Source organism: Lysobacter capsici (assembly GCF_014779555.2).
GTDB lineage: Bacteria > Pseudomonadota > Gammaproteobacteria > Xanthomonadales > Xanthomonadaceae > Lysobacter > Lysobacter capsici.
Genome location: NZ_CP094357.1, coordinates 2,338,406 through 2,361,594 on the forward strand (window position 1 = coordinate 2,338,406; position 23,189 = coordinate 2,361,594).

Annotated in this window: 23 protein-coding genes and 1 pseudogene; 20 read left to right on the forward strand and 4 right to left on the reverse strand. The window is 67.0% G+C overall.

Annotated features, from left to right (window positions below; genetic code table 11):
• Positions 1-234: 234 nt before the first annotated feature.
• The gene (locus IEQ11_RS09755; RefSeq protein WP_056108261.1) at positions 235-687 is read right to left on the reverse strand and encodes a hypothetical protein; all 453 of its coding nucleotides are present in this window, start codon (positions 685-687) and stop codon (positions 235-237) included.
• Between the two features lie 272 nt (positions 688-959).
• Between IEQ11_RS09755 and IEQ11_RS09760 the strand changes: the two genes are divergently transcribed.
• The gene (locus IEQ11_RS09760) at positions 960-1,775 is read left to right on the forward strand and encodes a tRNA threonylcarbamoyladenosine dehydratase (RefSeq protein WP_191823889.1); all 816 of its coding nucleotides are present in this window, start codon (positions 960-962) and stop codon (positions 1,773-1,775) included.
• A gap of 797 nt (positions 1,776-2,572) precedes the next feature.
• On the opposite strand, the gene IEQ11_RS09765 is transcribed toward IEQ11_RS09760, so the two are convergent.
• Both IEQ11_RS09765 and IEQ11_RS09770 read right to left on the reverse strand, forming a co-directional pair.
• A complete protein-coding gene (locus IEQ11_RS09765) occupies positions 2,573-3,343 on the reverse strand; it encodes a TatD family hydrolase (protein ID WP_191820912.1) in 771 nt (256 codons plus the stop codon).
• 4 nt (positions 3,344-3,347) lie between these two features.
• Complete coding sequence (locus IEQ11_RS09770; RefSeq protein ID WP_191820913.1) at positions 3,348-3,569, reverse strand: DUF6116 family protein; 222 nt, start codon at positions 3,567-3,569, stop codon at positions 3,348-3,350.
• A gap of 222 nt (positions 3,570-3,791) precedes the next feature.
• Between IEQ11_RS09770 and IEQ11_RS09775 the strand changes: the two genes are divergently transcribed.
• From IEQ11_RS09775 to IEQ11_RS09795, 5 genes are all read left to right on the forward strand, one after another.
• Positions 3,792-4,622: a glycine zipper 2TM domain-containing protein gene (locus IEQ11_RS09775; protein WP_191820914.1), complete on the forward strand. Its 831-nt coding sequence runs from the start codon at positions 3,792-3,794 to the stop codon at positions 4,620-4,622.
• Positions 4,623-4,807: 185 nt separating this feature from the next.
• Positions 4,808-5,971, forward strand: coding sequence for an acyl-CoA dehydrogenase family protein (locus IEQ11_RS09780; RefSeq protein WP_057921377.1), 1,164 nt, complete (start codon positions 4,808-4,810; stop codon positions 5,969-5,971).
• Between the two features lie 216 nt (positions 5,972-6,187).
• The gene (locus tag IEQ11_RS09785; protein ID WP_191820915.1) at positions 6,188-6,748 is read left to right on the forward strand and encodes a GNAT family N-acetyltransferase; all 561 of its coding nucleotides are present in this window, start codon (positions 6,188-6,190) and stop codon (positions 6,746-6,748) included.
• Positions 6,748-7,386, forward strand: coding sequence for a glutathione S-transferase family protein (locus IEQ11_RS09790; protein WP_247024837.1), 639 nt, complete (start codon positions 6,748-6,750; stop codon positions 7,384-7,386). The genes IEQ11_RS09785 and IEQ11_RS09790 overlap by 1 nt, the downstream gene beginning before the upstream one ends.
• Positions 7,387-7,511: 125 nt before the next feature.
• A complete protein-coding gene (locus IEQ11_RS09795) occupies positions 7,512-9,764 on the forward strand; it encodes a thiamine pyrophosphate-dependent enzyme (protein WP_228464459.1) in 2,253 nt (750 codons plus the stop codon).
• 880 nt (positions 9,765-10,644) lie between these two features.
• Here the strand turns inward: IEQ11_RS09795 and ygfZ are convergent.
• Positions 10,645-11,517: a CAF17-like 4Fe-4S cluster assembly/insertion protein YgfZ gene (gene ygfZ / locus IEQ11_RS09800; protein ID WP_228464448.1), complete on the reverse strand. Its 873-nt coding sequence runs from the start codon at positions 11,515-11,517 to the stop codon at positions 10,645-10,647.
• Positions 11,518-11,547: 30 nt separating this feature from the next.
• On the opposite strand from ygfZ, the gene IEQ11_RS09805 reads away from it, so the two are divergent.
• The 14 genes and pseudogenes from IEQ11_RS09805 to IEQ11_RS09870 all read left to right on the forward strand — a co-directional run bounded on the left by IEQ11_RS09805 (position 11,548) and on the right by IEQ11_RS09870 (position 23,182).
• Positions 11,548-11,736 (forward strand): DUF1674 domain-containing protein, encoded by a 189-nt coding sequence (locus IEQ11_RS09805; protein WP_082124256.1) that lies wholly within the window; start codon positions 11,548-11,550, stop codon positions 11,734-11,736.
• A gap of 145 nt (positions 11,737-11,881) precedes the next feature.
• Positions 11,882-12,277: a succinate dehydrogenase, cytochrome b556 subunit gene (sdhC, locus tag IEQ11_RS09810; protein WP_191820918.1), complete on the forward strand. Its 396-nt coding sequence runs from the start codon at positions 11,882-11,884 to the stop codon at positions 12,275-12,277.
• On the forward strand, positions 12,274-12,672 hold the full coding sequence (gene sdhD / locus IEQ11_RS09815; RefSeq protein WP_036109588.1) for a succinate dehydrogenase, hydrophobic membrane anchor protein: 399 nt from the start codon (positions 12,274-12,276) through the stop codon (positions 12,670-12,672). Before sdhC ends, sdhD begins: the two co-directional genes overlap by 4 nt.
• 42 nt (positions 12,673-12,714) lie before the next feature.
• Complete coding sequence (gene sdhA / locus IEQ11_RS09820) at positions 12,715-14,469, forward strand: succinate dehydrogenase flavoprotein subunit (RefSeq protein WP_194735068.1); 1,755 nt, start codon at positions 12,715-12,717, stop codon at positions 14,467-14,469.
• Positions 14,470-14,548: 79 nt separating this feature from the next.
• The gene (locus IEQ11_RS09825) at positions 14,549-15,337 is read left to right on the forward strand and encodes a succinate dehydrogenase iron-sulfur subunit (RefSeq protein WP_036109593.1); all 789 of its coding nucleotides are present in this window, start codon (positions 14,549-14,551) and stop codon (positions 15,335-15,337) included.
• Between the two features lie 117 nt (positions 15,338-15,454).
• Complete coding sequence (locus IEQ11_RS09830) at positions 15,455-15,796, forward strand: hypothetical protein (protein WP_191820920.1); 342 nt, start codon at positions 15,455-15,457, stop codon at positions 15,794-15,796.
• Positions 15,797-15,937: 141 nt separating this feature from the next.
• Positions 15,938-16,357, forward strand: a complete 420-nt coding sequence (locus IEQ11_RS09835; RefSeq protein WP_096414253.1) for an MAPEG family protein — start codon at positions 15,938-15,940, stop codon at positions 16,355-16,357.
• A gap of 71 nt (positions 16,358-16,428) precedes the next feature.
• The gene (locus tag IEQ11_RS09840; protein ID WP_191820921.1) at positions 16,429-17,049 is read left to right on the forward strand and encodes a hypothetical protein; all 621 of its coding nucleotides are present in this window, start codon (positions 16,429-16,431) and stop codon (positions 17,047-17,049) included.
• The gene (locus tag IEQ11_RS09845) at positions 17,046-17,318 is read left to right on the forward strand and encodes an FAD assembly factor SdhE (RefSeq protein ID WP_036109604.1); all 273 of its coding nucleotides are present in this window, start codon (positions 17,046-17,048) and stop codon (positions 17,316-17,318) included. The genes IEQ11_RS09840 and IEQ11_RS09845 overlap by 4 nt, the downstream gene beginning before the upstream one ends.
• Entirely contained in the window at positions 17,269-17,850 is a 582-nt protein-coding gene (locus IEQ11_RS09850; RefSeq protein ID WP_191820922.1) for a hypothetical protein, read from the forward strand. The genes IEQ11_RS09845 and IEQ11_RS09850 overlap by 50 nt, the downstream gene beginning before the upstream one ends.
• 142 nt (positions 17,851-17,992) lie before the next feature.
• The gene (locus IEQ11_RS09855; RefSeq protein ID WP_191820923.1) at positions 17,993-19,237 is read left to right on the forward strand and encodes a lipoprotein-releasing ABC transporter permease subunit; all 1,245 of its coding nucleotides are present in this window, start codon (positions 17,993-17,995) and stop codon (positions 19,235-19,237) included.
• Between the two features lie 85 nt (positions 19,238-19,322).
• A pseudogene (locus IEQ11_RS09860) lies at positions 19,323-20,102 on the forward strand (ATP-binding cassette domain-containing protein); the annotation flags it as partial.
• Between the two features lie 2 nt (positions 20,103-20,104).
• Positions 20,105-22,489, forward strand: coding sequence for a DNA internalization-related competence protein ComEC/Rec2 (locus IEQ11_RS09865; RefSeq protein ID WP_191820924.1), 2,385 nt, complete (start codon positions 20,105-20,107; stop codon positions 22,487-22,489).
• A 27-nt stretch (positions 22,490-22,516) separates the two neighbouring features.
• Positions 22,517-23,182: a MotA/TolQ/ExbB proton channel family protein gene (locus tag IEQ11_RS09870; RefSeq protein ID WP_036109612.1), complete on the forward strand. Its 666-nt coding sequence runs from the start codon at positions 22,517-22,519 to the stop codon at positions 23,180-23,182.
• The last annotated feature ends 7 nt before the right edge of the window (positions 23,183-23,189 follow it).

The window sequence follows — 23,189 nt, forward strand, 5'->3', positions numbered from 1 at the left end:
TTTATGTGGCTGGCTGCGCTTTGTTTGCAGGCGCGTTCAGGTTGGGGCAGGGGCTGCGAACACCGCGATGGGACGCGGCGACGCAGCGGGTTCGCGTTTAACCCGCGATTCGCAGCCGGTTGCGTCGAACGCGATCGGAGCGCGAAGCGAGCAAGGAGCCGGCCCGCCGTTCGTCAGTGACGAACCGACACGATCGCCGCGGCGATTTCCGACTCCCGATTCCCCATTCCCGCCTTAGCCGCGGAAATCCTGATGACAGGCCTTGCACGCCTCGCCGATCTGATTGGACACCTCGGTGACCCCGGCGCAGCTCACCGGCGGACTGGCCAGCGCGCTGTCGAGGGCGGCGCGCATCTTGGCCGAATGCTGGGCGAAGCGCGTGTCGTCCTTGAGGTCGGGGAAGGCCGGGTCGAGGTCGTCGGCCAGCATGCGCAGCGACTTCAGATGCGGCAGGGTGTCGGTGGCGGCGCAACGGTTCTGCTCGGCCTTGCCCTTGAGCTGGCCCAGGTGCCATTGCTGCAGGTGCATGACGCTGTCGGGGAAATGGTCCTTGCGCTGCTCGAGCGCGCGTACGGCCATGACCGTGGCGACCGCGCCGCCGACCAGACCGAACAGAAACAGGAACAGGTACTTCGAACCATTGCCTTTGCGTTTGACTGCGGCATTGGTGGGCTGGGTTTCGCTCATTGCCTGGCCTCCATCCAAGATCGCGGAACCATAGCACGCAGCGATGTGAGGCCGGGGTCAGCGGCGCGGCGCGCGGGCGGCGGGCGAGGGCGCTGCCGGTCGGTGCATGGCGACCGGTTTGAATCGGCGTTGGTGGGGGTGGTTTCGGCGGATGTGACCGGGCCGCGGCCACTCGCTGCCGCGTTCGACCGCGCTTCTCGGTTGCGGCCATGAGCCGCTGCTTTCCATCGCCGCGGCCGGAATCGCCGGCCTTCGCCACTACAATAGGCGCGATGAGCGAATCCACTTCCGATACCGTCTGGCAAGAGCGTTTTGCCGGCATCGACCGACTGTACGGCCAGGGCGCCGTGACCCGTTTCCGCCAATGCCGCGTCGCCGTGGTCGGCATGGGCGGGGTCGGCTCCTGGGCGGTGGAGGCCCTGGCCCGCACCGGCATCGGCCACCTGACCCTGATCGACGCCGACGATCTGTGCGTGTCCAACACCAATCGCCAGTTGCCGGCGCTGGATGGAAATTACGGCCGCGCCAAGGTCGAGGCGATGGCCGAACGCTGCCGCGCGATCAGTCCGGCGATCGAGGTCGACGCGATCCAGAGTTTCCTGACTCCGTCCAATCTCGACGAGCTGCTCGACCGCGGCTTCGACCTGGTGCTGGACGCCTGCGACAGTTTCCGCAGCAAGGTCGAGCTGATCGCCTGGTGCCGGCGGCGCAAGCTGCCGGTGATCGCGGTCGGTTCGGCCGGCGGGCGCACCGATCCGACCCTGGTGCGGGTGCGCGATCTGTCGCGCACCGAGCACGACGCGATGCTGGCGCTGATCCGCAAGAAGTTGCGCGGCGAGTTCAATTTTCCGAAGAATCCGGATCGGTATTTCGGCGTGTCGGCGATTTATTCGCTGGAGAACGTGAAGTATCCGCAGGCCGATGGCACGGTGTGTGGGGTGCGGCCGAAGGTCGATGGGGATGCTTCGCTCAAGCTCGATTGTGGAGCGGGGCTGGGGGCGGCTACGCATATCACGGGGGTGTTTGCGTTTGCGGCGGTGGCGCGGGCGTTGGAGATTTTGCTTAAGCCGAAGGTGCCGGTGGCTTGATCGGGCTTTGTTGCTTCGTGAATTCCTTGCCTTGTTCTAACAGGTTTTAGCAAGTCGAAGCTCTGAGGCTCTGAGGCTTTTAGAAGCTTTAAGCAGGATCAAAAGCAAGCAGGATCAAAAGCTTCCGCCGCTGAAGCGGCGGGTTACTTTCTTTTGTCTAAAGCAACAAAAGAAAGGTAACCAAAGAAAAATGCTTTGTTGTGAATCAAGGGCCCGCAAGTGCGGGGCTTACGCGGGCATGCGCCACACGGGACGTCCTGTCCCGGTGGCGCACGGCGTGCATCCTGCACGCCGCCCTACGGGTGTGCGTTTGCTAACGCGAGTTACAAGCCTCGCAGCGCTGGATGAACTGCGCGGCTTCAAGCCCAAGCAAAGTCACATGGCCTACCTGTAGGAGCGGCGCAAGCCGCGACCGCGCCATTTCAACTACGTCGAATGCAGCTGTGTCGAATTCAGTCGCGCCGAATTCAACTGCGTCGAATTTGGCCGCGCCGAAGTTTTTTTTGCCGGAGCTTTCGCGACCTTCGCCAGAAAATCACATCGGCAAAATCAGCAAGCCGCGTCAAAACGCATCGACACCGTCCACGCATCCTCAAACCGTCATCCCCGCGAAGGCGGGGATCCAGGGCTCCATCGCGACATATCTATGAGGTCGAGCGAAGCGCGAGATCGCGTCGTCACGACGCGGTCGATTGCTCGCCACCGCAGCTGTAAAGGCCTTGCGATTCGCTGCATAGCCAAAAGTCTTTCGTAAGCGGGGTTTCGACCTCGACGTTTTTCGTTCCGTCGCCGCTCGCTCAATCCGCCAGAGCGAACAACCGTCGCGCATTGGCCGAAGTCGCCTCGGCGACTTGTTCGGCCGCTACCCCGCGCAATTGCGCGATGACCTCGCACACGCCGGCCAGACGCGCCGGTTCGTTGCGTTGTCCGCGAATGTCGGCGTCGGGCTGGTCCGGGGCGTCGGTTTCCAGCAGCAGGAATTCGATCGGCATCGCCGCGACGATGCGGCGCAGGCGCTTGGCGCGGTCGTAGGTGACCGGGCCGCCGAGGCCGATCAGGAAGCTGAGTTTCCACAACTGCTCGGCCTGTTCTTCGCTGCCGGAATAGCTATGCACCACGCCGCGCAGGCCGCCGACGCGGCGGATCGCGGCGATGGTCGCTTCGACCGCATGACGCGCATGCACGATCACCGGCAAGTCGAACTCGCGCGCGAGTCGCAACTGGCCGTCGAAATAACGCGACTGTTCGTCGCGATCCAGGCCCTCGACGAAGTAGTCCAGTCCGCACTCGCCGACCGCGCACGGACGTTCGCGCGCGAGCCATTCGCGCAGGTCATCCAGATGCTCCGGCCGATGCGAGGACAGATACATCGGATGCAGGCCGTAGGCCGGATGCAGGCCCGGGTCGGCCGCGCAGACCTCGCGCAGTTTCGGCCAGCCCGCGGCGTCGATCGCCGGCACGACCTGCCGGGTCACCCCGGCCTGGCGCGCGCGCGCGATCACCTGCGCGCGATCGGGATCGAATTCGGGCGCGTCGAGGTGGCAGTGGCTGTCGATCAGCGCGGACATGCGCTCAGCGCGACGGCGGCAGCACGGTCGGCGGCTGCGGTTCCTTGCGCTTCTTGAAGTTGGCCAGCAGCAAGGTGCCCAGGCCGAGCAGGATCTCGTCGGCGAACGGCACGATGTCCGGAATCACCAGATCGAACGCGAACAGGGCCGCGGTGAGCATGAACAGACGCGGATAGATCAGGCGTCCGAGAAAACCCATCAGGGGAGCGAGCAGCGGATTGGCCATGGCGATTGAGGTGTGACCGGGTTGGCAAACACGCTAGCACGTAGCCGCGTGACGGTTCAGACAGGGGACAGATTAGCGAAAATCAATAGGCACCGGTTCAGCATTCCGGTGGTGCAATGGCGACGTCCACAACGCGGTCCTGCATTGTCCGGCGACGCCTCGTTCGCGGCCGCTGTCGGGACCGAATCATCACCGCGGTGACCCCGCTGCAGGAGGCTCCAAATGAACAAGAACTTGATTGCAGTCGCGATTGCGTCGCTGCTGGTAGGCGGCGTGGCCGTCGCCGCGTTCCAGAGCTTCCGCGGCAACGATGCCGCCAACGCGCAGGCCGGCCTGGCGCCGAACGCGCAGTCGCCGATCAACGGCGCCACCGCCGAGGGCGACAACATCGCCGCCAACGGCGCGATCAACGCTCCGGCGCCGCAGCTCGATTACGCCGACGTGGTCAACGTCAAGCCGATCAACCAGAAGGAAAAGCTCTACGCGACCGTGATCGGCACCGATCCGGTGCGCGAGACCAATACCGTGTCGACCCCGCGCGAAGTCTGCAACGACGTGGTCGTGCAGGAACGCCTGCCCGAGCGCGACGGCAACGTCGGCGGCACCGTCGCCGGCGCGGTCATCGGCGGTCTGCTCGGCAACCAGGTCGGCGGCGGCAACGGCAAGAAGGCCGCGACCGCGGCCGGCGCCGTGGCCGGCGGCTTCATCGGCAACCGGGTCGACCGCAATCATGTCGGCGGCCGGGTCGTGAACCGCACCGAGCGCCAGTGCCACACCGTGTCCGACAGCTCGCAGTCCTCGCGCGTGGTCGCCTACAACGTGACCTTCCGCAACCCGGACGGCACCACCGGCACGATGCGCACCGAGACCAAGCCGGGCAGCCGCATCGCCCTGGGCAACGAGAACAAGGTGGTCGGCTACGACGTGACCTACCGCTATCAGGGTCAGGAACAGACCATCCGCATGGACGAGCGTCCGGCCCAGCGCCTGCCGGTCATCGACGGCCAGGTCGTGACCCAGACCGCGACCGCGTCGGTGCCCAGCCGCGGCTGATCCTTGCCTCGCATGCAGTTCCCGAACGGGGCCGGATCATCCGGCCCCGTTCTTTTTTGCGCGCGCCACCGCCCGGATGCGGGAAACTTGCGTAATGCGACGGGCCGGTCCGATAGGGCTACTCCGGCCCGGTCCGGCCATTACAATGGCGGTCTTTCTGCCCCACAGGTCTCCCAAAGCGCGCCATGGCCCTGAATCCCTACGATCTGTTCGACGTCCGTTCCCTGCTCAGCGAAGAGGAGCGCGCCGTACAGGACACCGTCGCCCGTTTCACCGACGAGCGCGTGATCCCGATCATCGGCGATGCCTTCGATCAGGGTCGTTTCCCCAAGGAACTGGTGCCCGAGATCGCCGAGCTGGGCCTGCTGGGCTCCTCGCTGCCGGAAAAGTACGGCTGCGCCGGCCTCAACGCGGTCAGCTACGGCCTGATCTGCCAGGAACTCGAGCGCGGCGACAGCGGCATCCGCAGCTTCGTCAGCGTGCAGTCCTCGCTGTGCATGTACCCGATCTTCGCCTACGGCACTGAAGAGCAGCGCGAGCGCTGGCTGCCCGGCATGGCCAAGGGTCAGATCATCGGCTGCTTCGGCCTGACCGAACCGCACGGCGGCTCCGATCCGGCCAACATGAAGACCAACGCCAAGAAGGACGGCGGCGACTGGGTCCTCAACGGCTCCAAGATGTGGATCACCAACGGCAACCTGGCCGACATCGCGATCGTCTGGGCGCAGACCGAGGACGGCATCCAGGGCTTCGTGGTCGAGAAGGGCATGCCCGGTTTCGCCGCCCAGGAAATCAAGCACAAGATGAGCCTGCGCGCGTCGGTGACCTCGTCGCTGTTCTTCGACAACGTGCGCGTGCCCGAGGCCAACCGCCTGCCGAACGTCAAAGGCCTCAAGGGCCCGCTGGGCTGTCTGACCCAGGCGCGCTACGGCATCACCTGGGGCCCGATCGGCGCGGCCATCGCCTGCCTCGACGAAGTGCTGGGTTACACCAAGGAACGCATCCTGTTCGATCGTCCGGTCGCGGCGACCCAGTCGGCGCAGATCAAGATGGCCGAGATGGCGCGCCGGATCACCCTGGCGCAGATGCTGGTGGTGCAGCTCGGCCGCCTGAAGGACGCCGGCACCATGCAGCCGACCCAGGTGTCGCTGGCGAAGTGGAACAACTGCCGCATGGCCATCGACATCGCGCGCGAATGCCGCGACCTGCTCGGCGGCGCCGGCATCACCACCGAGCATGCGGCGATCCGTCATGCGCTGAATCTGGAATCGGTGATCACGTACGAGGGCACCGAGACGATTCACCAGTTGGTGGTCGGACGTGAGTTGACGGGCATCAACGCTTTTTAAGTTTTGCTGCCGCGGGCAGCAGCAACTTTCTTCTCCCGCCTGCGGGAGAAGGTGGCCCGAAGGGCCGGATGAGGGCGCGCGGCCGCTAGTGGTCTGCGCAATGTGCGCATTCTCGCGTGCCCTCACCCCAACCCCTCTCCCGCAAGCGGGAGAGGGGCTTTCATCGGCGGAGAGAGGGGGGCTTCGAATGCGCAGCAGCAGGAGTACGCGACCTTGATGACGATCCCCGACATCCAACTGGAAACGCCGCGCCTGATCCTGCGTCCGCCGCGGCTGGAGGATTTCGACGCCTGGGCCGAATTCATGGCCGATGCCGAGCATGTGCGCTACGTCGGCGGCGCGCAGTCGCGGCCGCTGGCCTGGCGCGCGATGATGTCGGTGATCGGTTCGTGGGCGGTGCAGGGCTTCGCGTTCTTCTCGGTGATCGAAAAGAGCAGCGGCCGCTGGATCGGCCGACTCGGTCCATGGTGTCCGGAAGGCTGGCCCGGCACCGAAGTCGGCTGGGGCATCGTCGCCTCGGAAAACGGCAAGGGCTATGCGAGCGAAGGCTCGGCCGCGGCGATGGAATGGGCGTTCGAGCACCTGGGTTGGCGCGAGATCATCCACACCATCGATGTGGAGAATATGGGTTCCAAGGCTGTCGCCGCCAAGCTCGGCTCGCGTTACCTGCGTCAAGGGCGTTTCTTGCCCGAACCCCACAACGAGAAGGAAGTCGAGGTCTGGGGCCAGACGGTCGAACAATGGCGCGCGCGGCGCAAGGCCGGAGCGTCGGCGTGATCACCGTGCACGGCTTTTCCCCGTCGGGCAATTGCCACAAGCTGCGCCTGCTGCTGGAGCAGCTGGGCGAGCGCTACCGCTGGGTCGAAGTCGACAGCAGCCAGGGCCAGACCCGCACGCCGCAATTCCTCGCGCTCAATCCCAACGGCAAGGTGCCCGTGGTCGAGTTCGACGACGGCCGCACGCTCAGCGAATCCAACGCGATCCTGTATTACCTCGCCGACGGCAGCGAGTTCCTGCCCGCCGACCTGTGGCAGCGCGCGCAGGCGCTGAGCTGGATGAACTTCGAGCAGTACAGCCACGAGCCCTGCATCGCGGTGGCGCGCTTCATCGCCGGCTGGACCGAACTGGATTCGCCGCGCCGCGCCGAACTGCCGCGCTTGCGCGAACGCGGCCATCAAGCCCTGGGGGTGATGCAGCGGCATCTGCGCGACAATCCGTGGTTCACCGGCGAACGCTACGGCATCGCCGATATCGCGCTGTTCGCTTACACCGATGTGGCCGAACACGGCGGCATCGGTCTGTCTGCCTATCCGGCGGTGCAGGCCTGGCTGGCGCGCGTGCGCGCGACACCCGGCTTCGTCGCCTTGCCCGAGCCCGATGCGCAAGCCGCGCAGCGGATCGCTCTCACGTCCTGATCTTTCCTACCGATGAGCCGACCCGCATGCGGGCGGCGGAGCTTGCAATGTCAGCGCAACCGCAGTCTTCGATTTTCAGCAGCGTGCCCAACTTCAATCCCGTCGCGAGCCCGATTCCGGCGCGCATGAAGGGCCTCAACCGGGCCGAGATCTGCGACGTCAATTTCGTCGAGTTCGTGCAGGCCTGGAACGGCCGCGCCGATGCGCGTCCGGCGGCGGACGAGGCCATCCTCGACGGCAGCGCGCTGGATGCGCGCGGCTTTCGCGAGCTGTTCGAATCGCAGTTGATCAGCCGCCATCTCGACTTGATGGCGCGCGTGCTGCGAGTGCAGAACAAGGTCTTCTACACCATCGGTTCCAGCGGCCACGAAGGCAATGCGATGGTCGCGCGGCTCGCGCGCCACACCGATCCGGCGTTCCTGCATTACCGCAGCGGCGGCTTCATGGCCGAGCGTTTCCGCAAGCTGCCGGGCATGGACCCGGTGATGGATTCGGGGCTGTCGTTCGCGGCGAGCAAGGACGACCCGGCCTCGGGCGGCCGCCACAAGGTATGGGGCAGCAAACCGTTGTGGGTGCTGCCGCAGACTTCGACCATCGCCTCGCACCTGCCCAAGGCGCTGGGCACCGCGGTCGCGATCGAGACCGGTCGGCGTCTGGGCCATGCCTTGCCGATTCCGGACGACAGCATCGCGATCTGTTCGTTCGGCGACGCTTCGGCCAATCACGCTACCGCGCAGACCGCGTTCAACGCCGCCGCCTGGACCGCGTACCAGAAGCTGCCGGCGCCGGTGTTGTTCGTGTGCGAGGACAACGGCATCGGCATCTCGGTGAAGACCCCGGGCGGTTGGATCGGCAATCGTTTCCGCAACATGGACGGACTGGACTACTTCGCCGCCGATGGCCTCGACCTGGCCAACGGCTACGGCGACGTGCAGCGCGCGGTCGAGCATTGCCGCCGCACCCGTCGTCCGACTTTCCTGCATCTGCGCACCACCCGCATCATGGGTCACGCCGGCACCGATTTCGAAATCGAATGGCGTTCGGTCGAAGAGCTGTGCGCGGTCGAGGCCAGCGATCCCTTGCTGCGCTCGGCGGCGATCGCGCTGGAGTCGGGGCTGATGTCGAAGGCCGACGTGCTCGATCTGTACGAAGCCACGCGCAAGCGCTGTTTCGCCGCGGCCGAGGAGGCCGATCGCCGGCCCAAGCTCGACGACCTGGCTGAAGTGATCGCGCCGCTGGCGCCGTACACGCCCGCGGCGGTCGCCAAGGAAGCGGCGCGAGCCGATTTCGCCGAGCGTCGCCTGGAGGTGTTCGGTGGCGAAGCCAAATTGCCCGAGAATCAGCCGCCGCGGCATCTGGCGATCCAGATCAACAACGCGCTGCACGATATTTTCGCCAAGTACCCTGAAACGCTGCTGTTCGGCGAAGACGTCGCCCAGAAGGGCGGTGTGTACACGGTGACCAAGGGCCTGCAGAAAGCCTTCGGCCCGCGCCGCGTGTTCAACACCTTGCTCGACGAAACCATGATCCTGGGCATGGCCCAGGGTTTCGCCAATGTCGGCCTGCTGCCGATTCCGGAAATCCAGTACCTGGCGTATTTCCACAACGCCTGCGACCAGATTCGCGGCGAAGCGGCGTCGCTGCAGTTCTTCAGCAACAACCAGTACCGCAATCCGATGGTGGTGCGCATCGCCGGGCTGGGCTATCAGCGCGGCTTCGGCGGGCATTTCCACAACGACAACTCGATCACCGCGCTGCGCGATATTCCCGGCCTGGTGGTCGGCTGTCCCTCGCGCGGCGACGACGCGGCGACGATGCTGCGCACGCTGACCGCGCTGGCCAAGGTCGACGGCCGGGTGGCGGTGTTGCTGGAGCCGATCGCGCTGTACATGACCAAGGACTTGTACGAAGCCGGCGATGGTCGTTGGCTGACCCAGTATCCGTCGCCCGATCAGGCAATGACCTTGGGCGAGGGACGCGCGTATCTGCCGGAAAGCGGCGGCGACGGCGACGATCTGGTCATCTTCACCTATGGCAACGGCGTGCCGATGAGTCTGCGCGCGGCTCGGCAGATCGAGCAGTCGCTGGGCTGGAAAGCGCGGGTGATCGACCTGCGCTGGCTGGTGCCGCTCAACGACGCCTACATCGCGCAGCAGGCCGGCAGCGCCAAGCGCATCATCGTGGTCGACGAAGGCCGGCGCAGCGCCGGGGTGGGCGAGGGCGTGATCACCGCGCTGGCCGAAGCCGGATTCGGCGGTGTGCCGATGCAGCGCGTGGTCGGCGTGGACACCTACACCCCGCTGGCGGGCGCCGCGTTTCTGGTGATTCCGGGTGAAGAGGACATCGTCCGTGCGGCCGAGGTGTTGGCGAAGGGCTGAGTTGGTCGTGTTCGGACTGGGCTTGCGGGAGTCACGAGCCGCGCAAGCTGCGACCGTGTAGCGCCCAGATCGCTTCGTCACAGTTTGTGGTGTCGCGGTCGCGGCTCACGCCGCTCCTACAGTCGGCAATGATGCGTCGGTCGCTTGCTGTAGGAGCTGCGCGAGCTGCGACTGCGTAGCGCCCAGATTGCTTCGTCGCGGTTCGTGGTGTCGTGGTCGCGGCTCACGCCGCTCCTACAGTCGGGAACGATGCTTCGGTCGCTCGCTGTAGGAGCTGCGTAAGCTGCGACCGCGTAGCGTTCAGATCGCTTCGTCGCGGTTCGTGGTGTCGTGGTCGCGGCTCACGGCGCTCCTACAGTCGGGAACGATGCTTCGGTCGCTCGCTGTAGGAGCTGCGTAAGCTGCGACCGCGTAGCGTTCAGATCGCTTCGTCGCGGTTCGTGGTGTCGTGGTCGCGGCTTGCGCCGCTCCTACGGTCGGGAACGATGCTTCGGTCGCTTGCTGTAGGAGCTGCGCGAGCTGCGACTGCCTAGCGTTCAGATCGCTTCGTTGCGGTTCGAGCTGTCGTGGTCGCGGCTTGCGCCGCTCTTACAGTCGGGAACGATGCTTCGGTCGCTCGCTGTAGGAGCTGCGCAAGCTGCGACCGTGTAGCACCCAGATCGCTTCGTCGCGGTTCGTGGTGTCGTGGTCGCGGCTTGCGCCGCCCCTACAGTCGGGAACGATGCTTCGGTCGCTCGCTGTAGGAGCTGCGTAAGCTGCGACCGCGTAGCGCCCAGATCGCTTCGTCACGGTTCGTGGTGTCGCGGTCGCGGCTTGCGCCGCTCCTACAGTCGGGGATGATGCTTCGGTCGCTCCCGCAAGCGGCGCGGCGCAGTCGGACTCAGCGCGCCAATCCATCCAGCAGCGGCGTTTCCACCACCGCGTGCCCGTCGATGCTCGTCGCCGTCTCGTTGCGCTCCAAAGGCAGCACCGCCAGCGCGAGATGGGTCGCGTCGTGGCTTGCGCTCGCGGCGACCGTGCCCAGCACCGCCGCTTCGCCGCGCACGTCCGCGCCCGCGGCGATCGCCGCCGGACTTTCGAACAAGGCCAGGCCGCGCTTGGCCTTGCCGAGGAAATGCGTGCGCGCGACGATTTCCTGCCCGGGGTAGCAGCCCTTCTTGACGCTGAAGGCGCGCAGCCGATCCAGCGAAAGCTGCTGCGGCGTCCATTGCTCGGCCTGGCTCGCCGGCAGACGCGGCAGGCCGTGGCGCAGGTCGGCCTGGGCCCACAGCGCCACCGCGGCGGGATTTTCGGCTGCGGCCGGGCCGGCGTGGATGCGCACGCTGCGCGGGGATTCCGCGCTACTGAGGTCCAATTCGAGCCCGGACGCCTCGTCGCCGCCGATCGCGGCGTCGCGCGCCGAGGCCGGCGCGGCGAAACGTCCCTCGATCACGAGGTCTTCACGCAGCCCGATCGCGACCTTGCTGCGAAACACGAATCGCTTCAAGGATTCGGCCAAGGCGGCCGCGTCGGCGTCGGGCACGAGCAGCCAGATTCGCTGCTCAGACAGGCGCAGCAAGGCGAACAGCGCGATCACCCGGCCCTTGGGCGTCAGCCAGCCGTTCCATTGCCAGTGGCCGTCGGCCAGCGCCTTGACCTCGTTCATGAACTGCGAATGGGCAAAAGCGGCCGCGTCGCGGCCTTCCAGGGCGATCAGTTGTTGACCGGACAGGGCGAATGCTTGTCCGTACAAGGCTTGCGGGTTGTCAGGCATGGGGGGCGGGACTTAATATTTAACGCTGTGATGATAGGCGAAACCACCCCGGAAGCACGTTCGGACCTCGCGTCCGAGAACCCGGCGACTCCCGTTACCGAAACGGGAGGCCATTCGCCTTCCGCCAAGGACGCTCCGAAAGAGCACGGTGGTCGCGAGGGTCTCGAACCGACCCGCTACGGCGATTGGGAAAAGAACGGCCGCTGCATCGACTTCTAGTCCGGCTTGCATGATGTGTCTTGTACGAGGCGTGTCCTGCATGAGTGTCTAGATCCGATCCCCGGTCCCGCTTTTCAACACCCCACCCAGCGCTCCCACGCTTCCCGCCACGCGGCGCCGCCGCCCAGCCGAGATTGCCACGCTAATGGCGAACCGCGAACGACCCAAGTCACCGCATCTGCAGGTATATCGCTGGCAGATACAGATGGTGACCTCGATCCTGCACCGGACCACCGGTGTAATCCTTTCCGTCGGCGCCTTGCTGATCGCCTGGGCGCTGCTCGCCCTGGCGGCCGGTCCGCAGGCCTGGGCGAATTTCACCGCCTGCGCGCGTTCGCCGCTGGGCTTCCTGGTCCTGTTCGGCTGGACCTGGGCGTTCGCCTATCACCTGATCAACGGCATCCGCCATCTGGTCCAGGACGCGGGCTACGCCTACAAGGTCGATACCTTTGTGCGCAACGGCTGGATCAGCGTCATCGGCAGCCTCGTGCTGACCGCGCTGATCTGGATCGTGGCGATGATGTCGCGAGGTGGCGCATGAGCACGGCCAACAACAAGAACCTGCGCAACCCGCTCAAGACCGCGCGCGGCCTGGGCTCGGCGAAGGACGGCACCCACCACTTCATCGTCCAGCGCGTCACCGCGATCGCCTTGATCGGCCTGACCCTGTATGTGCTGGGCCTGATCGTGTCGTGGATCGGCGGCGATTACGCCAGCGTGCGCGCCTCGGTGCATAACCCCTGCAACGCCGTGCTGCTCAGCGCGTTCGTGATCGCGATGTTCTGGCACGCCAAGCTCGGCCTGCAGGTGATCATCGAGGACTACGTGCACACCCCGGGCCTGGCGGCCGCCTCGCAGATCGCCGTCGTTTTCGTTTGCGTACTCGCGGCTCTCGCCAGCGTGCTCGCCATCATCCGCATCGCGTTGGGAGCCTGAGTCGTGGCCTCTGCCTACAAGATTCAAGAACACAAGTTCGACATGATCGTGGTCGGCGCCGGCGGCGCTGGTCTGCGCGCCACCTTCGGTCTGGCCCAGAAGGGCCTGAAGACCGCGTGCATCACCAAGGTCTTCCCGACCCGTTCGCACACCGTGGCCGCGCAGGGCGGCATCTCCGCCGCGCTCGGCAACATGGGCGAGGACGACTGGCGTTACCACTTCTTCGATACCGTCAAGGGTTCGGACTGGCTGGGCGACCAGGACGCGATCGAGTACATGTGCAAGGAGGCCATCCCGGCCATCATCGAACTCGAACACCAGGGCGTGCCGTTCTCGCGCACCGACGAGGGCAAGATCTATCAGCGCCCGTTCGGCGGCATGACCACCAAGTACGGCGAAGGCCCGCCGGCGCAGCGCACCTGCGCCGCCGCCGACCGCACCGGCCACGCGATTCTGCACACGCTGTATCAGCAGTCGCTGGCGCACGACGCGCAGTTCTTCATCGAATACTTCGCCCTCGACCTGATCATGGACGAGACCGGCGCCTGCCGCGGCGTGCTCGCGCTCGACATGGCCGAAGGCACCCTGCACCTGTTCCGCGCCCAGGGCACGGTGCTGGCGACCGGCGGCTACGGCCGCGCCTATTTCTCCGCGACCTCGGCCCACACCTGCACCGGCGACGGCGGCGGCATGGCGCTGCGCGCCGGGCTGGGCCTGCAGGACATGGAATTCGTGCAGTTCCATCCGACCGGCATCTACGGCGCCGGCTGCCTGATCACCGAAGGCGTGCGAGGCGAGGGCGGCATCCTGCGCAACAGCAACGGCGAGCGCTTCATGGAGCGCTACGCGCCGAGCGTGAAGGACCTCGCCCCGCGCGACATGGTCAGCCGTTCGATGACCATCGAAATCCGCGAAGGCCGCGGCGTCGGCGAGCACAAGGATCACATCCTGCTCGACCTGACCCACCTCGGCCCGGAAGTGATCCACGAAAAACTCCCCGGCATCGCCGAGTCGGCGCGCATCTTCGCCAACGTCGACGTCGAGAAGGAGCCGATCCCGGTCATTCCGACCGTGCACTACAACATGGGCGGCATTCCGACCAACTACCACGGCGAAGTCGTGCAGTTGAAGGACGGCAACCCGGACGCGGTGGTCGAAGGCCTGTACGCGATCGGCGAAGCGGCCTGCGTGTCGGTGCATGGCGCCAACCGCCTGGGTTCGAACTCGCTGCTCGATCTGGTGGTGTTCGGTCGCGCGGTGGCCAACCGCTGCGCCGAGACGATCAAGCCCGGCGGCCCGCACGCCAAGCTGCCGGCCGACGCCTGCGACGCGGCGCTCGCGCGCCTGGACAAGCTGCGCAACGCCAGCGGCAGCACCCCGACCTCGGTGATCCGCGACAAGATGCAGCGCACCATGCAGGCCGACGCGGCGGTGTTCCGCACCGGCGAAACGCTGAGTGACGGCGTGCGCAAGATGCGCGAGATCCACGCGCTGTTCGCCGACGTCAAGGTCAGCGACCGTTCGCTGATCTGGAACTCGGACCTGATCGAGACCTACGAGCTGTCGAACCTGCTCAGCCAGGCGCTGGCGACGATCGTCTCGGCCGAGAACCGCACCGAGTCGCGCGGCGCGCATGCGCGCGAGGATTTCCCGACGCGCAACGACGACGAGTGGCAGAAGCACACCCTGTGCTATGTCGACGAGAAGGGCAGCACCAACATCGACTACCGTCCGGTGCACAACTACACCCTGACCGACGACGTGGCCTACGTGCCGCCCAAAGAACGCAAGTACTGACCTTTCGATCATGGCGCGCGGTTCGCCGCGCGCCGGCACGAGCCCAACTCAGTACAACGCAAGCCGAGAGATCGCCAGCATGGCTGAATTCGCCCTACCCAAGAACTCCCAGATCCAGAAGGGCCGCCACTGGCCGACCCCGGGCGCCAAGCAGCCGCGCACCTTCAAGGTCTACCGCTGGAACCCCGACGACGGCATGAACCCGCGCGTGGACACCTACGAGGTGGATCTCGCCGCCTGCGGTCCGATGGTTCTCGACGCGCTGATCAAGATCAAGAACGAAATCGATCCCACGCTCACCTTCCGCCGCTCCTGCCGCGAAGGCATCTGCGGTTCGTGCGCGATGAATATCGACGGCACCAACACCCTGGCCTGCACGCGCGCGATCGCCGATTGCGGCGACGCCAAGAACGACGTGCCGGTGTATCCGCTGCCGAGCATGCAGGTGGTCAAGGATCTGGTTCCCGACCTGACCCACTTCTACGCCCAGTACGCCTCGATCAAGCCGTGGCTGCGCACCCAGAGCGCGACCCCGTCCGACCGCGAGCGCCTGCAGTCGCCGGAAGACCGCAAGAAGCTCGACGGCCTGTACGAATGCATCCTGTGCGCATGCTGCTCGACCAGCTGCCCGAGCTACTGGTGGAACGGCGACCGCTACCTCGGCCCGGCGATCCTGCTGCAGGCCTACCGCTGGATCATCGATTCGCGCGATGAAGACACCGGCGCGCGCCTGGACGATCTGGAAGACCCGTTCAAGCTGTACCGCTGCCACACCATCATGAATTGCGCCCGCACCTGCCCGAAGGGGCTGAACCCGGCGCAGGCGATCGGCGAGATCAAGAAGCTGATGCTGGCGCGGCGGGTCTGATCCACAGCTCGCGTCACGGCCGCGGCCTCCCGCGTGGAGACGTCGGCCGGCGAGCGGGCATGGGTCTGGCGTAGTCCGGGTCGATTGGGTTGCCACGCAGAGGTGAAAACCGGTCGCATGAACAAGAAATCGCTGCTGCTCGTGCTGGCCGGCCTGCTTGTGTTCGTGATCGGTGGCTGGCTGAAATTCTCCGGCGGTCCGGCCGACGCGGACATCGCGGTGGTCGAAAAATGCCGCGCGGAAATGGACAAGCGCAACGCCGATGCGGCCATGCGCGACAAGTGCGAGGAGGCCGCGTTCGCGCATGCGATCACCGCGACCGATGCGGCCAGCGCGGCGCGGGCGATCAGCGCCGCGAACGAGAACGAAATCGGCGGCAACGGCCTGGCGATGTTCCTGTTGGGGCTCGGCGCCGCGTTGACGGTCGGCGGTGTGCTGGTGGGGCGTCGGCGCGGCTGAGGCCGCGGCGGCCGGCTCGGACGGGTTGCGCCGACGAATAGCGCAAGCGATTGCGATACCGCCGACGCCGCGAGCCGCGGAGTCGGATCGGCAGTCGAACCGCCGCGCGGGCGCGCGGCCTGCTCAGGAGCGAGGCGATCGATGGATTCGAAGGCGATATTCCTTCCCGCGTTGGCTATGGTCGGGTTGACCCTGGTCGTGTGGCTGCGCATGTACGTGGTCCGCATCGGCCAGATGCGCCGCGACCGCATCCATCCGCAGGCGGTGGCGACCTCGGCCCAGGCCAGCGCGCGGCTGACCCAGAGCAGCGCGGCCGACAATTTCCGCAATCTGTTCGAACTGCCGGTGTTGTTCTATCTGGGGCTGATCGTGGCCGCGTTCGCAAACTTGGCCGATGCGCTGACCCTCGGCCTGGCCTGGCTGTTCGTGATCACGCGCATCGTCCACAGCGCGATCCAGTGCGGCTACAACAAGGTCATGCATCGATTTTTCGCTTACGTCAGCGGCGCGTTCGCGCTGTGGGCGCTATGGATACGTCTGGGAACAGGACTGCTCGCATGATCACCTTGCTTGGAAATCGGCTTCGACCCTCGTCGTCGCTTCGCGTCGTTGGCGTATTGGCGCTGCTTGCCTTGGCCACGGGGGCGAATGCGCGCCCGGCCGAAGAGACCGCGGCCGCCGCGCCGCCCGCGGCCGACACGGCCAGCGTCGCGCAAGCCAGCAGCCTGCTCGAAACGATGGGCTTCGAGGACGTGCTGCGGCAGATGATGGTGCTGGTCAACGATCAGACCCTGCCGGAAGAGCCGCGCGAAGACGGCGACAAGGCCCTGCTGCAGCGCTGGATGGCGGCGACGAAGCTGCAGGCGGTCGCGGCGCAGACCGCGCAACGCCTGGCCGGCCAGGCCAGCACCGCGCAGCTCGACGAAGCACTGCGCTATTTCCGCAGCCCGGCCGGCCAGACCGAGTTGAGCTGCGTGCGCGATTCCGCCGCTACGCCGGCGGTGTCGACCTGCATCGAACAGCGCGGCGGCCAGGCGCAGTTGCAGGCGCATCGGGCCTTCGCCGAAAGCGCGATCGAGAACACCATCGGCGACGTGCTCGGCGATTCGTTCGGCCCCGAACTGTTCGCCGCCGCGTCCGCGGCGCTGGACGGCGATGCCGCGCTCAAGCGCGACGTGGCGCGGTACTGCAAGCGCCGTCCCACCGGTTTGTGCGCGATGGTCGGTGCCGCGCCGGCCGAGGCCGGCTCATGAGCGAGCCACTGTCGGCCGAGCAACGCGACGAAATCGAACTGCGCCGCCTGCGCTGGCGCTGCCGGCGCGGCATGCGCGAACTCGATCAATTGCTCGGTCGCTATCTGGACCGCGAATGGAAGCAGGCTTCCGAATCGCAGCGCGGGGTTTTCCTACGGCTGCTGGAAACCGAGGACGATAAGCTCTGGCACTGGTTCATGGGCCACGAGACCTCCGGCGATGCACAGCTTCAGCAACTGGTTGAGTCGATTCGCCAACTGCCGCCTTGAGCGGCCGTCGCAGAAATCTGGCAGCGGTGAGCGGCAGTTGGAGAACGCTCGCAGTCTTCGGTGGCGATCGACAACCTCGCCGTTGAAAACGAGCACATCCTTCCGCGGCCACGCCGTGGCCGATTGCGAACTGCAATGGCGGCCGTCGCGCTGGCTCGCATCGGCATTGGTCGTATTGGGCCTGCTCGGCGGCGTATCCGCGTGGGCGTGCGAACTGCCGCGGTCGCTGTCCCTGCCGATCGCCGGGCTCGCGCTGCTGTGGGCGATCGCGAGCGCGCGCCGGGAATTGCGGCGGCCGGCGCGGCCCCTGACCATCCGCGGCGGCCGCGCCACGCTGGCCGGCGAGGCGATCGCCGACCTGCGCCTGCACTGGCGCGGTTGGCTGGCCCGGCTGGATTTCACCGGTCCCGACGGGCGCCGGCAGCGGCTGTTGTGGTGGCCCGACACCCTGGACGCGGCCGCTCGCCGTGAACTGCGGCTGGCCGTCGCGGTCACAGCCCCTGCGCGCGATACGCGTTCGGTGGCACCATGAGACGAGGCCGGGATTCGGGATTGGAGATTCGGGATTCGCGCACAGCGAACCCACTTCCGACCGATCCGCCAACCCTTCCCGACACAGGCCCAAGACGATGAACCCGATCCCGAATCCCGAATCCCGAATCCCGGCTGCATAAATGTTCAAACCCATTTCAGTCGCCATCGGCCTGCGCTATCTGCGCGCCAAACGGCGCAACGGCTTCATCTCCTTCATCTCGCTCGCCTCGATCGGCGGCATCGCCCTGGGCGTGACCGCGCTGATCACGACCCTGGCGGTCATGAGCGGGTTCCAGCGCGAGATCCGCGACCGCATGCTGCAGATGGCCGCGCATGCCACGGTCAGCGCCTACGGCGAACCGATGACCGAATGGCGGGTCGCGGTCGACAAGGCCATGGCCGATCCGCGCGTCGCCGGCGCCGCGCCCTACGTCGACAAGGAAGCGCTGCTGTCGGCCACCCGCCAGCAACCGGCGATCGTGCGCGGCGTCGATCCGATCGAAGACCACAAGGTCTCGGTGCTCGCCGACAAGATGGTCGAGGGCAAGCTGAGCTCGCTCACGCCCGGCAGTTTCAACATCGTGCTCGGCAAGGAACTCGCCTTGTGGATGGGCGCGCAGGTCGGCGACAGCGTGGTGGTGATGACCGCCGACGGCCGCAGCACGCCGATGGGCGCGATGCCGCAGCTCAAGCGCTTCACCGTCAGCGGCATCTTCGAAGCCGGCTACAACGAATTCGACAAGGGCCTGGCGGTGGTCAACATCCGCGACATGCAGCGGGTGTTGCGCATGGGCGACGGCGTGACCGGCGTGCGCCTGCGCCTGCACGACATGGATCAGGCCTGGAACGTGGCGCGCGATCTGGCGCTGAGCCTCGGCGGGCCGTACCGGGTCACCGACTGGAGCAGCGACAACGCCAACATGTTCCGCGCGTTGAAGATGGAGAAGGTGGTGATGGCGGTGCTGCTGTCGCTGATCATCGCGATGGGCGCGTTCAACCTGGTGTCCTCGCAGGTGATGCTGGTCACCGACAAGCAGGCCGACATCGCGATCCAGCGCACGCTCGGTCTGACCCCGATGAGCGTGATGGCCGTGTTCGTCGTGCAGGGCACCTTGATCGGCATCATCGGCACCGTGCTGGGCGTCATCGGCGGCATCACCCTGACCTTGAATCTGGAACACATCCTCAAGGCCATCGAGACCGTGCTCGGCGTGCAGCTGCTGCCCGAGGACGTGTACTACATCACCGGCCTGCCGACCGACCTGCGCAGCAGCGACGTGATCGTCATCGCCTGTGTGGCGCTGGCGATGGCGTTCCTGGCCACTATCTATCCCGCCTGGCGCGCCGCGCGTACGGCTCCGGCGGAGGCGTTGCGTTATGAGTGAGGCTCACAAATCGAACATGGAACAGCGCGATCCCGCCAGTCACGGCGCCGACGATGTGGTGTTGAGCTGCACCGGCCTGACCATGATCTATTCGGAAGGCAAGCTGCGCACGCCGGTGTTCGACGGGCTCGATTTCTCGGTCAAGCGCGGCGAGACCGTGGCGATCCTCGGCGCTTCGGGCGCGGGTAAAAGCACCTTGCTGCACTTGCTCGGCGGCCTGGACACGCCGACCAGGGGCGAGGTCTATGTCGACGGCCATCGCATGAGCGCGCTGTCGAACCGGGCGCGCGGCATCGTGCGCAACAAGTCGCTGGGCTTCGTCTATCAGTTCCACCATCTGCTGCCGGAGTTCACCGCGCTGGAAAACGTGATGCTGCCGATCCTGTTGAGCGGACGCTCGATGCAGCTGCGGCAAGTGCTCTCGGGCGGCAGCCTGGTGTTCGGCCTGGCCCATTTCCTTTTCGTGGATATACCGCTGGCGATATTTCATTCGGTGGTCGATGAGATGTTCCAGGCGCCGTCGGTGGCGGAGGCGCGCGAGCGCGCGACCGTGTTGCTGGAATCGGTCGGGCTGGGGCATCGGCTGCACCACAAGCCCGGCGAATTGTCCGGCGGCGAGCGCCAGCGCGCCGCGGTGGCGCGCGCGCTGATCAATCGCCCGGCCTGCGTGCTCGGCGACGAACCCACCGGCAATCTCGACGAAAAAACCGCCGCGACCGTGTTCGAGCTGATGCTCGCGCTCAATCGCGAGCAGGGCACCAGCCTGGTGCTGGTGACCCACGACCGCCGCCTCGCGCGGCGCCTGGACCGCGTGCTGGAATTGCACGAGGGCAAACTGCGGCAACTGGACGCCGCCGAGGTGTAGACATGCTCGACGCGGCAAGGACGCCGCCCTTCGGAAAACTCATCGCGATCGCCTTGTTGGCCGGCATCGGTGCCGGTCTGGCCTTGCCGCGTGCGTGTCCGTGGGGACTTTCGTTACCGATTCTGATTCTGGCCGCGCTGATGTGGTGGCGCTCGCCGCGTTGGCGCGCGTTCGCCGCGGCCGGGTTCGGTTTCGCCCTGGTCAGTCTGCACGCGGCCTATGCGCTCAGCCTGCAACTGCCGCCGGAGTGGGAAAAGCGCGACGTGGCCGTGACCGGCCGCATCGTCGAACTGCCGGTGCACGAGCCGCGCCGCACCCGTTTCGAATTCCGCGTCGACGACGATGCCGCGCAACCGCCGCCGCTGCGCGGGCGTCTGCTGCGGCTGGCCTGGTACGACGAACGCATCGAGCCTCGGCAGGTGCTCGCCGCCGGTCAGCATTGGCGATTCGTGGCCCGCGTGCGCGCGCCGCGCGGCCTGCGCAATCCGGGCGGACCGGATGCGGAAAAATACGCGCTGATGCAGCGGCTCAGCGCGACCGGTTATCTGCGCGATCCTGAAAATGCCCAACGCTTGGCCGAAGCCCGTGGCCTGCAAGCCTGGCGCGAATCGATCAGCAATCGCATCGCCGCGCGGGTGAGCTCGGATGCCTCGCGCTTCGTGCGAGCACTCGCGCTGGGCGACACCCGCGCGCTTGGCGAACGCGACTGGAGCGTGTTGCGCGCGAACGGGCTGACCCATCTGATCGCGATTTCGGGGTTCCACGTCGGGCTGGTGGCGGGGTTTTTCGCCTTGTTCGTGCGCGGGTTGTGGTGGCTGTGGCCGGGGTTGGGACGGCGTCTGCCGGCCGCGGTCGCCGCTTCGGTCGCGGCGATGCTTGGCGGCTTGTTATATGCGGCTTCGGTGGGCTTCGCCCTGCCGACCGTGCGCACCTGGCTAATGATCGCGGTGATCGCCGGGCTGCGTCTGTCGCGGCGTCCCTTTCATGCCTTCGATGCCTTGGCCTTGGCGGCGATCGCGGTCTTGCTCGCCGATCCGCTGGCGGTGCTCGGGGCCGGGTTCTGGCTGAGTTTCCTCGGCGTGGCCTGGTTGCTGTGGTGCCTGCCGGACCAAACGGACACCCGCGGTTGGCGCGAACGGCTGCGCGCGTTCGTGTCGGCGCAGGGCGTCGCCAGCCTGGGATTGCTGCCGCTGGGCGTGCTGCTGTTCGGTCAGGCCTCGTTGGCGGGACCGTTCGCGAACCTGGTCGCGGTGCCGTGGTGGAGCCTGCTGGTGGTGCCGCTGGCGTTGATCGGTACCGGGCTGGAGGCATTGCATGCCGGCACGGGCGAATTCGCCTGGCGCTGGGCCGCGGCCTGCTTCGAGCCGGGCTGGCCGTGGTTCGAAGCGCTGGCCGACAGCGGCCTGGCCTTGTGGTGGCTGCCCGAAGCGCGCTGGTTTGCTTTGCCGCTGGCCCTGATCGGCGCGTTCTGGCTGCTGCTGCCGCGCGGCGTGCCGGGCAAGGCGCTGGCCATGCTGCTGTGGTTGCCGTTGCTGTGGCCGGATCGCCATCTGCCCGCGCACGGCGAGGCCGAGCTGGTGGTGGTCGATGTGGGGCAGGGGCTGTCGGTGCTGGTGCGTACCGCGCATCACGCTTTGTTGTTCGACGCCGGTCCGGCGGTGCGCGACGGCTTCGACGCCGGCGAACGCGCGGTGGTGCCGGCCTTGCATGCCCTGGGCGTGCGCAGGCTCGACCGCGCGGTCGCCAGCCATGCCGACAACGACCACGCCGGCGGCCTGGCCGCGGTGTTGCGGGCGTTTCCGGCCGGCGAGGTGTCGGCGCCGCCGGAGGTCGAGGGCGAGGCGCTGCAACACATCGCGACCCGGCCCTGCGAGGCCGGGCGCAGTTGGACCTGGGACGGCGTGCGCCTGCGCTGGCTGCATCCGCCGCGGCATTTCCCTTACCTGGGCAACGAGTCGAGCTGCGTGCTGCGGATCGACAGCCGCCATGGTTCGGCGCTGCTGACCGGCGACATCGGCGAGGTGATCGAACGCGATCTGGTCCGCCGCGCCGCGGTTTCGGCCGAGGACGACTTGCGCGCCGACGTGGTGCTGGTGGGCCATCACGGCAGCGGCGGCTCGTCCGATCCGGCCTTCGTCCAGGCCACCGGCGCCCGCCATGCGCTGGTCTCCAGCGGCCACGGCAACCGTTTCGGCCATCCGCGCGCGGACGTGCTCGAACGCTGGGCCCGCGCCGGCGCGCAAACCCGCGACACCGCGGCCGATGGCGCGCTGCGGGTCGGCCTGCGCGCCGGCGGCACCACGGTCGAAACGCGACGCCAGGCACACCCGCGTCTGTGGGATGCGACCCGGCGCACGGACCCTGGGCTATCCTATCGGCCGGATTGAAGTCGGCCACAGGCCGGAGGTTCGCGAGTGCTGGAACTGGTCAAGGCCGGCGGTTGGCCGATGATTCCGTTGTTGATCCTGTCGGCGCTGGCGCTGGCGATCATCATCGAGCGGCTGTGGACCCTGCGCCGGCGCGCCGTATTGCCGCCGCAACTGGGCCAGGAAGTGCGGGCCTGGGCGGCGACCGGAAAGCTCGACCCGGCGCATATCGAGTCCCTGCGCGCGACCGCGCCGCTGGGCGCGCTGCTGGCCGCCGCGCTGGACGTGCGCAACCGCCCGCGCGAGGAAATCCGCGAACGCATCGAGGACGTGGGCCGGCATCTGGTCCACCGCATGGAGCGTTACCTGAACACGCTCGGCACCATCGCCGCCGCCGGTCCCTTGCTGGGCCTGTTCGGCACCGTGGTCGGCATGATCCAGATGTTCATGGTCATCAACGACCACGGCATCGGCGACGTCAACCAGCTCGCCGGCGGCATCGGCAAGGCGCTGGTGTGCACCGCGACCGGCATGATCGTGGCGATTCCGGCGCTGATGGCGCACCGTTGGTTCCGCGGCCGCATCTCCGAATACATCGTCGCGATGGAGCACGAGGCCATCGCCCTGATCGACGTGTTGACCCCGGGCACCGCCGAAGCGCGCCAGGCCGAAGCGGCGCGCGCGCCGGTGCGGCTGGCCGGTCAGGCCGGCTGAGGCGCGC

Bases quoted from the DNA above. Each gene is read 5' to 3' on its own strand.
- IEQ11_RS09845 (WP_036109604.1), top strand. From the start codon at position 17,046: ATGAGCGAGCCACTGTCGGCCGAGCAACGCGACGAAATCGAACTGCGC.
- IEQ11_RS09785 (WP_191820915.1), top strand. From the start codon at position 6,188: ATGACGATCCCCGACATCCAACTGGAAACGCCGCGCCTGATCCTGCGT.
- IEQ11_RS09805 (WP_082124256.1), top strand. From the start codon at position 11,548: ATGATAGGCGAAACCACCCCGGAAGCACGTTCGGACCTCGCGTCCGAG.
- IEQ11_RS09765 (WP_191820912.1), bottom strand. From the start codon at position 3,343: ATGTCCGCGCTGATCGACAGCCACTGCCACCTCGACGCGCCCGAATTC.
- ygfZ (WP_228464448.1), bottom strand. From the start codon at position 11,517: ATGCCTGACAACCCGCAAGCCTTGTACGGACAAGCATTCGCCCTGTCC.
- IEQ11_RS09780 (WP_057921377.1), top strand. From the start codon at position 4,808: ATGGCCCTGAATCCCTACGATCTGTTCGACGTCCGTTCCCTGCTCAGC.
- IEQ11_RS09760 (WP_191823889.1), top strand. From the start codon at position 960: ATGAGCGAATCCACTTCCGATACCGTCTGGCAAGAGCGTTTTGCCGGC.
- IEQ11_RS09850 (WP_191820922.1), top strand. From the start codon at position 17,269: ATGCACAGCTTCAGCAACTGGTTGAGTCGATTCGCCAACTGCCGCCTT.
- IEQ11_RS09770 (WP_191820913.1), bottom strand. From the start codon at position 3,569: ATGGCCAATCCGCTGCTCGCTCCCCTGATGGGTTTTCTCGGACGCCTG.
- sdhC (WP_191820918.1), top strand. From the start codon at position 11,882: ATGGCGAACCGCGAACGACCCAAGTCACCGCATCTGCAGGTATATCGC.
- sdhA (WP_194735068.1), top strand. From the start codon at position 12,715: ATGATCGTGGTCGGCGCCGGCGGCGCTGGTCTGCGCGCCACCTTCGGT.
- IEQ11_RS09825 (WP_036109593.1), top strand. From the start codon at position 14,549: ATGGCTGAATTCGCCCTACCCAAGAACTCCCAGATCCAGAAGGGCCGC.
- IEQ11_RS09755 (WP_056108261.1), bottom strand. From the start codon at position 687: ATGAGCGAAACCCAGCCCACCAATGCCGCAGTCAAACGCAAAGGCAAT.
- sdhD (WP_036109588.1), top strand. From the start codon at position 12,274: ATGAGCACGGCCAACAACAAGAACCTGCGCAACCCGCTCAAGACCGCG.
- IEQ11_RS09835 (WP_096414253.1), top strand. From the start codon at position 15,938: ATGGATTCGAAGGCGATATTCCTTCCCGCGTTGGCTATGGTCGGGTTG.
- IEQ11_RS09795 (WP_228464459.1), top strand. From the start codon at position 7,512: ATGAAGGGCCTCAACCGGGCCGAGATCTGCGACGTCAATTTCGTCGAG.
- IEQ11_RS09855 (WP_191820923.1), top strand. From the start codon at position 17,993: ATGTTCAAACCCATTTCAGTCGCCATCGGCCTGCGCTATCTGCGCGCC.
- IEQ11_RS09830 (WP_191820920.1), top strand. From the start codon at position 15,455: ATGAACAAGAAATCGCTGCTGCTCGTGCTGGCCGGCCTGCTTGTGTTC.
- IEQ11_RS09775 (WP_191820914.1), top strand. From the start codon at position 3,792: ATGAACAAGAACTTGATTGCAGTCGCGATTGCGTCGCTGCTGGTAGGC.
- IEQ11_RS09865 (WP_191820924.1), top strand. From the start codon at position 20,105: ATGCTCGACGCGGCAAGGACGCCGCCCTTCGGAAAACTCATCGCGATC.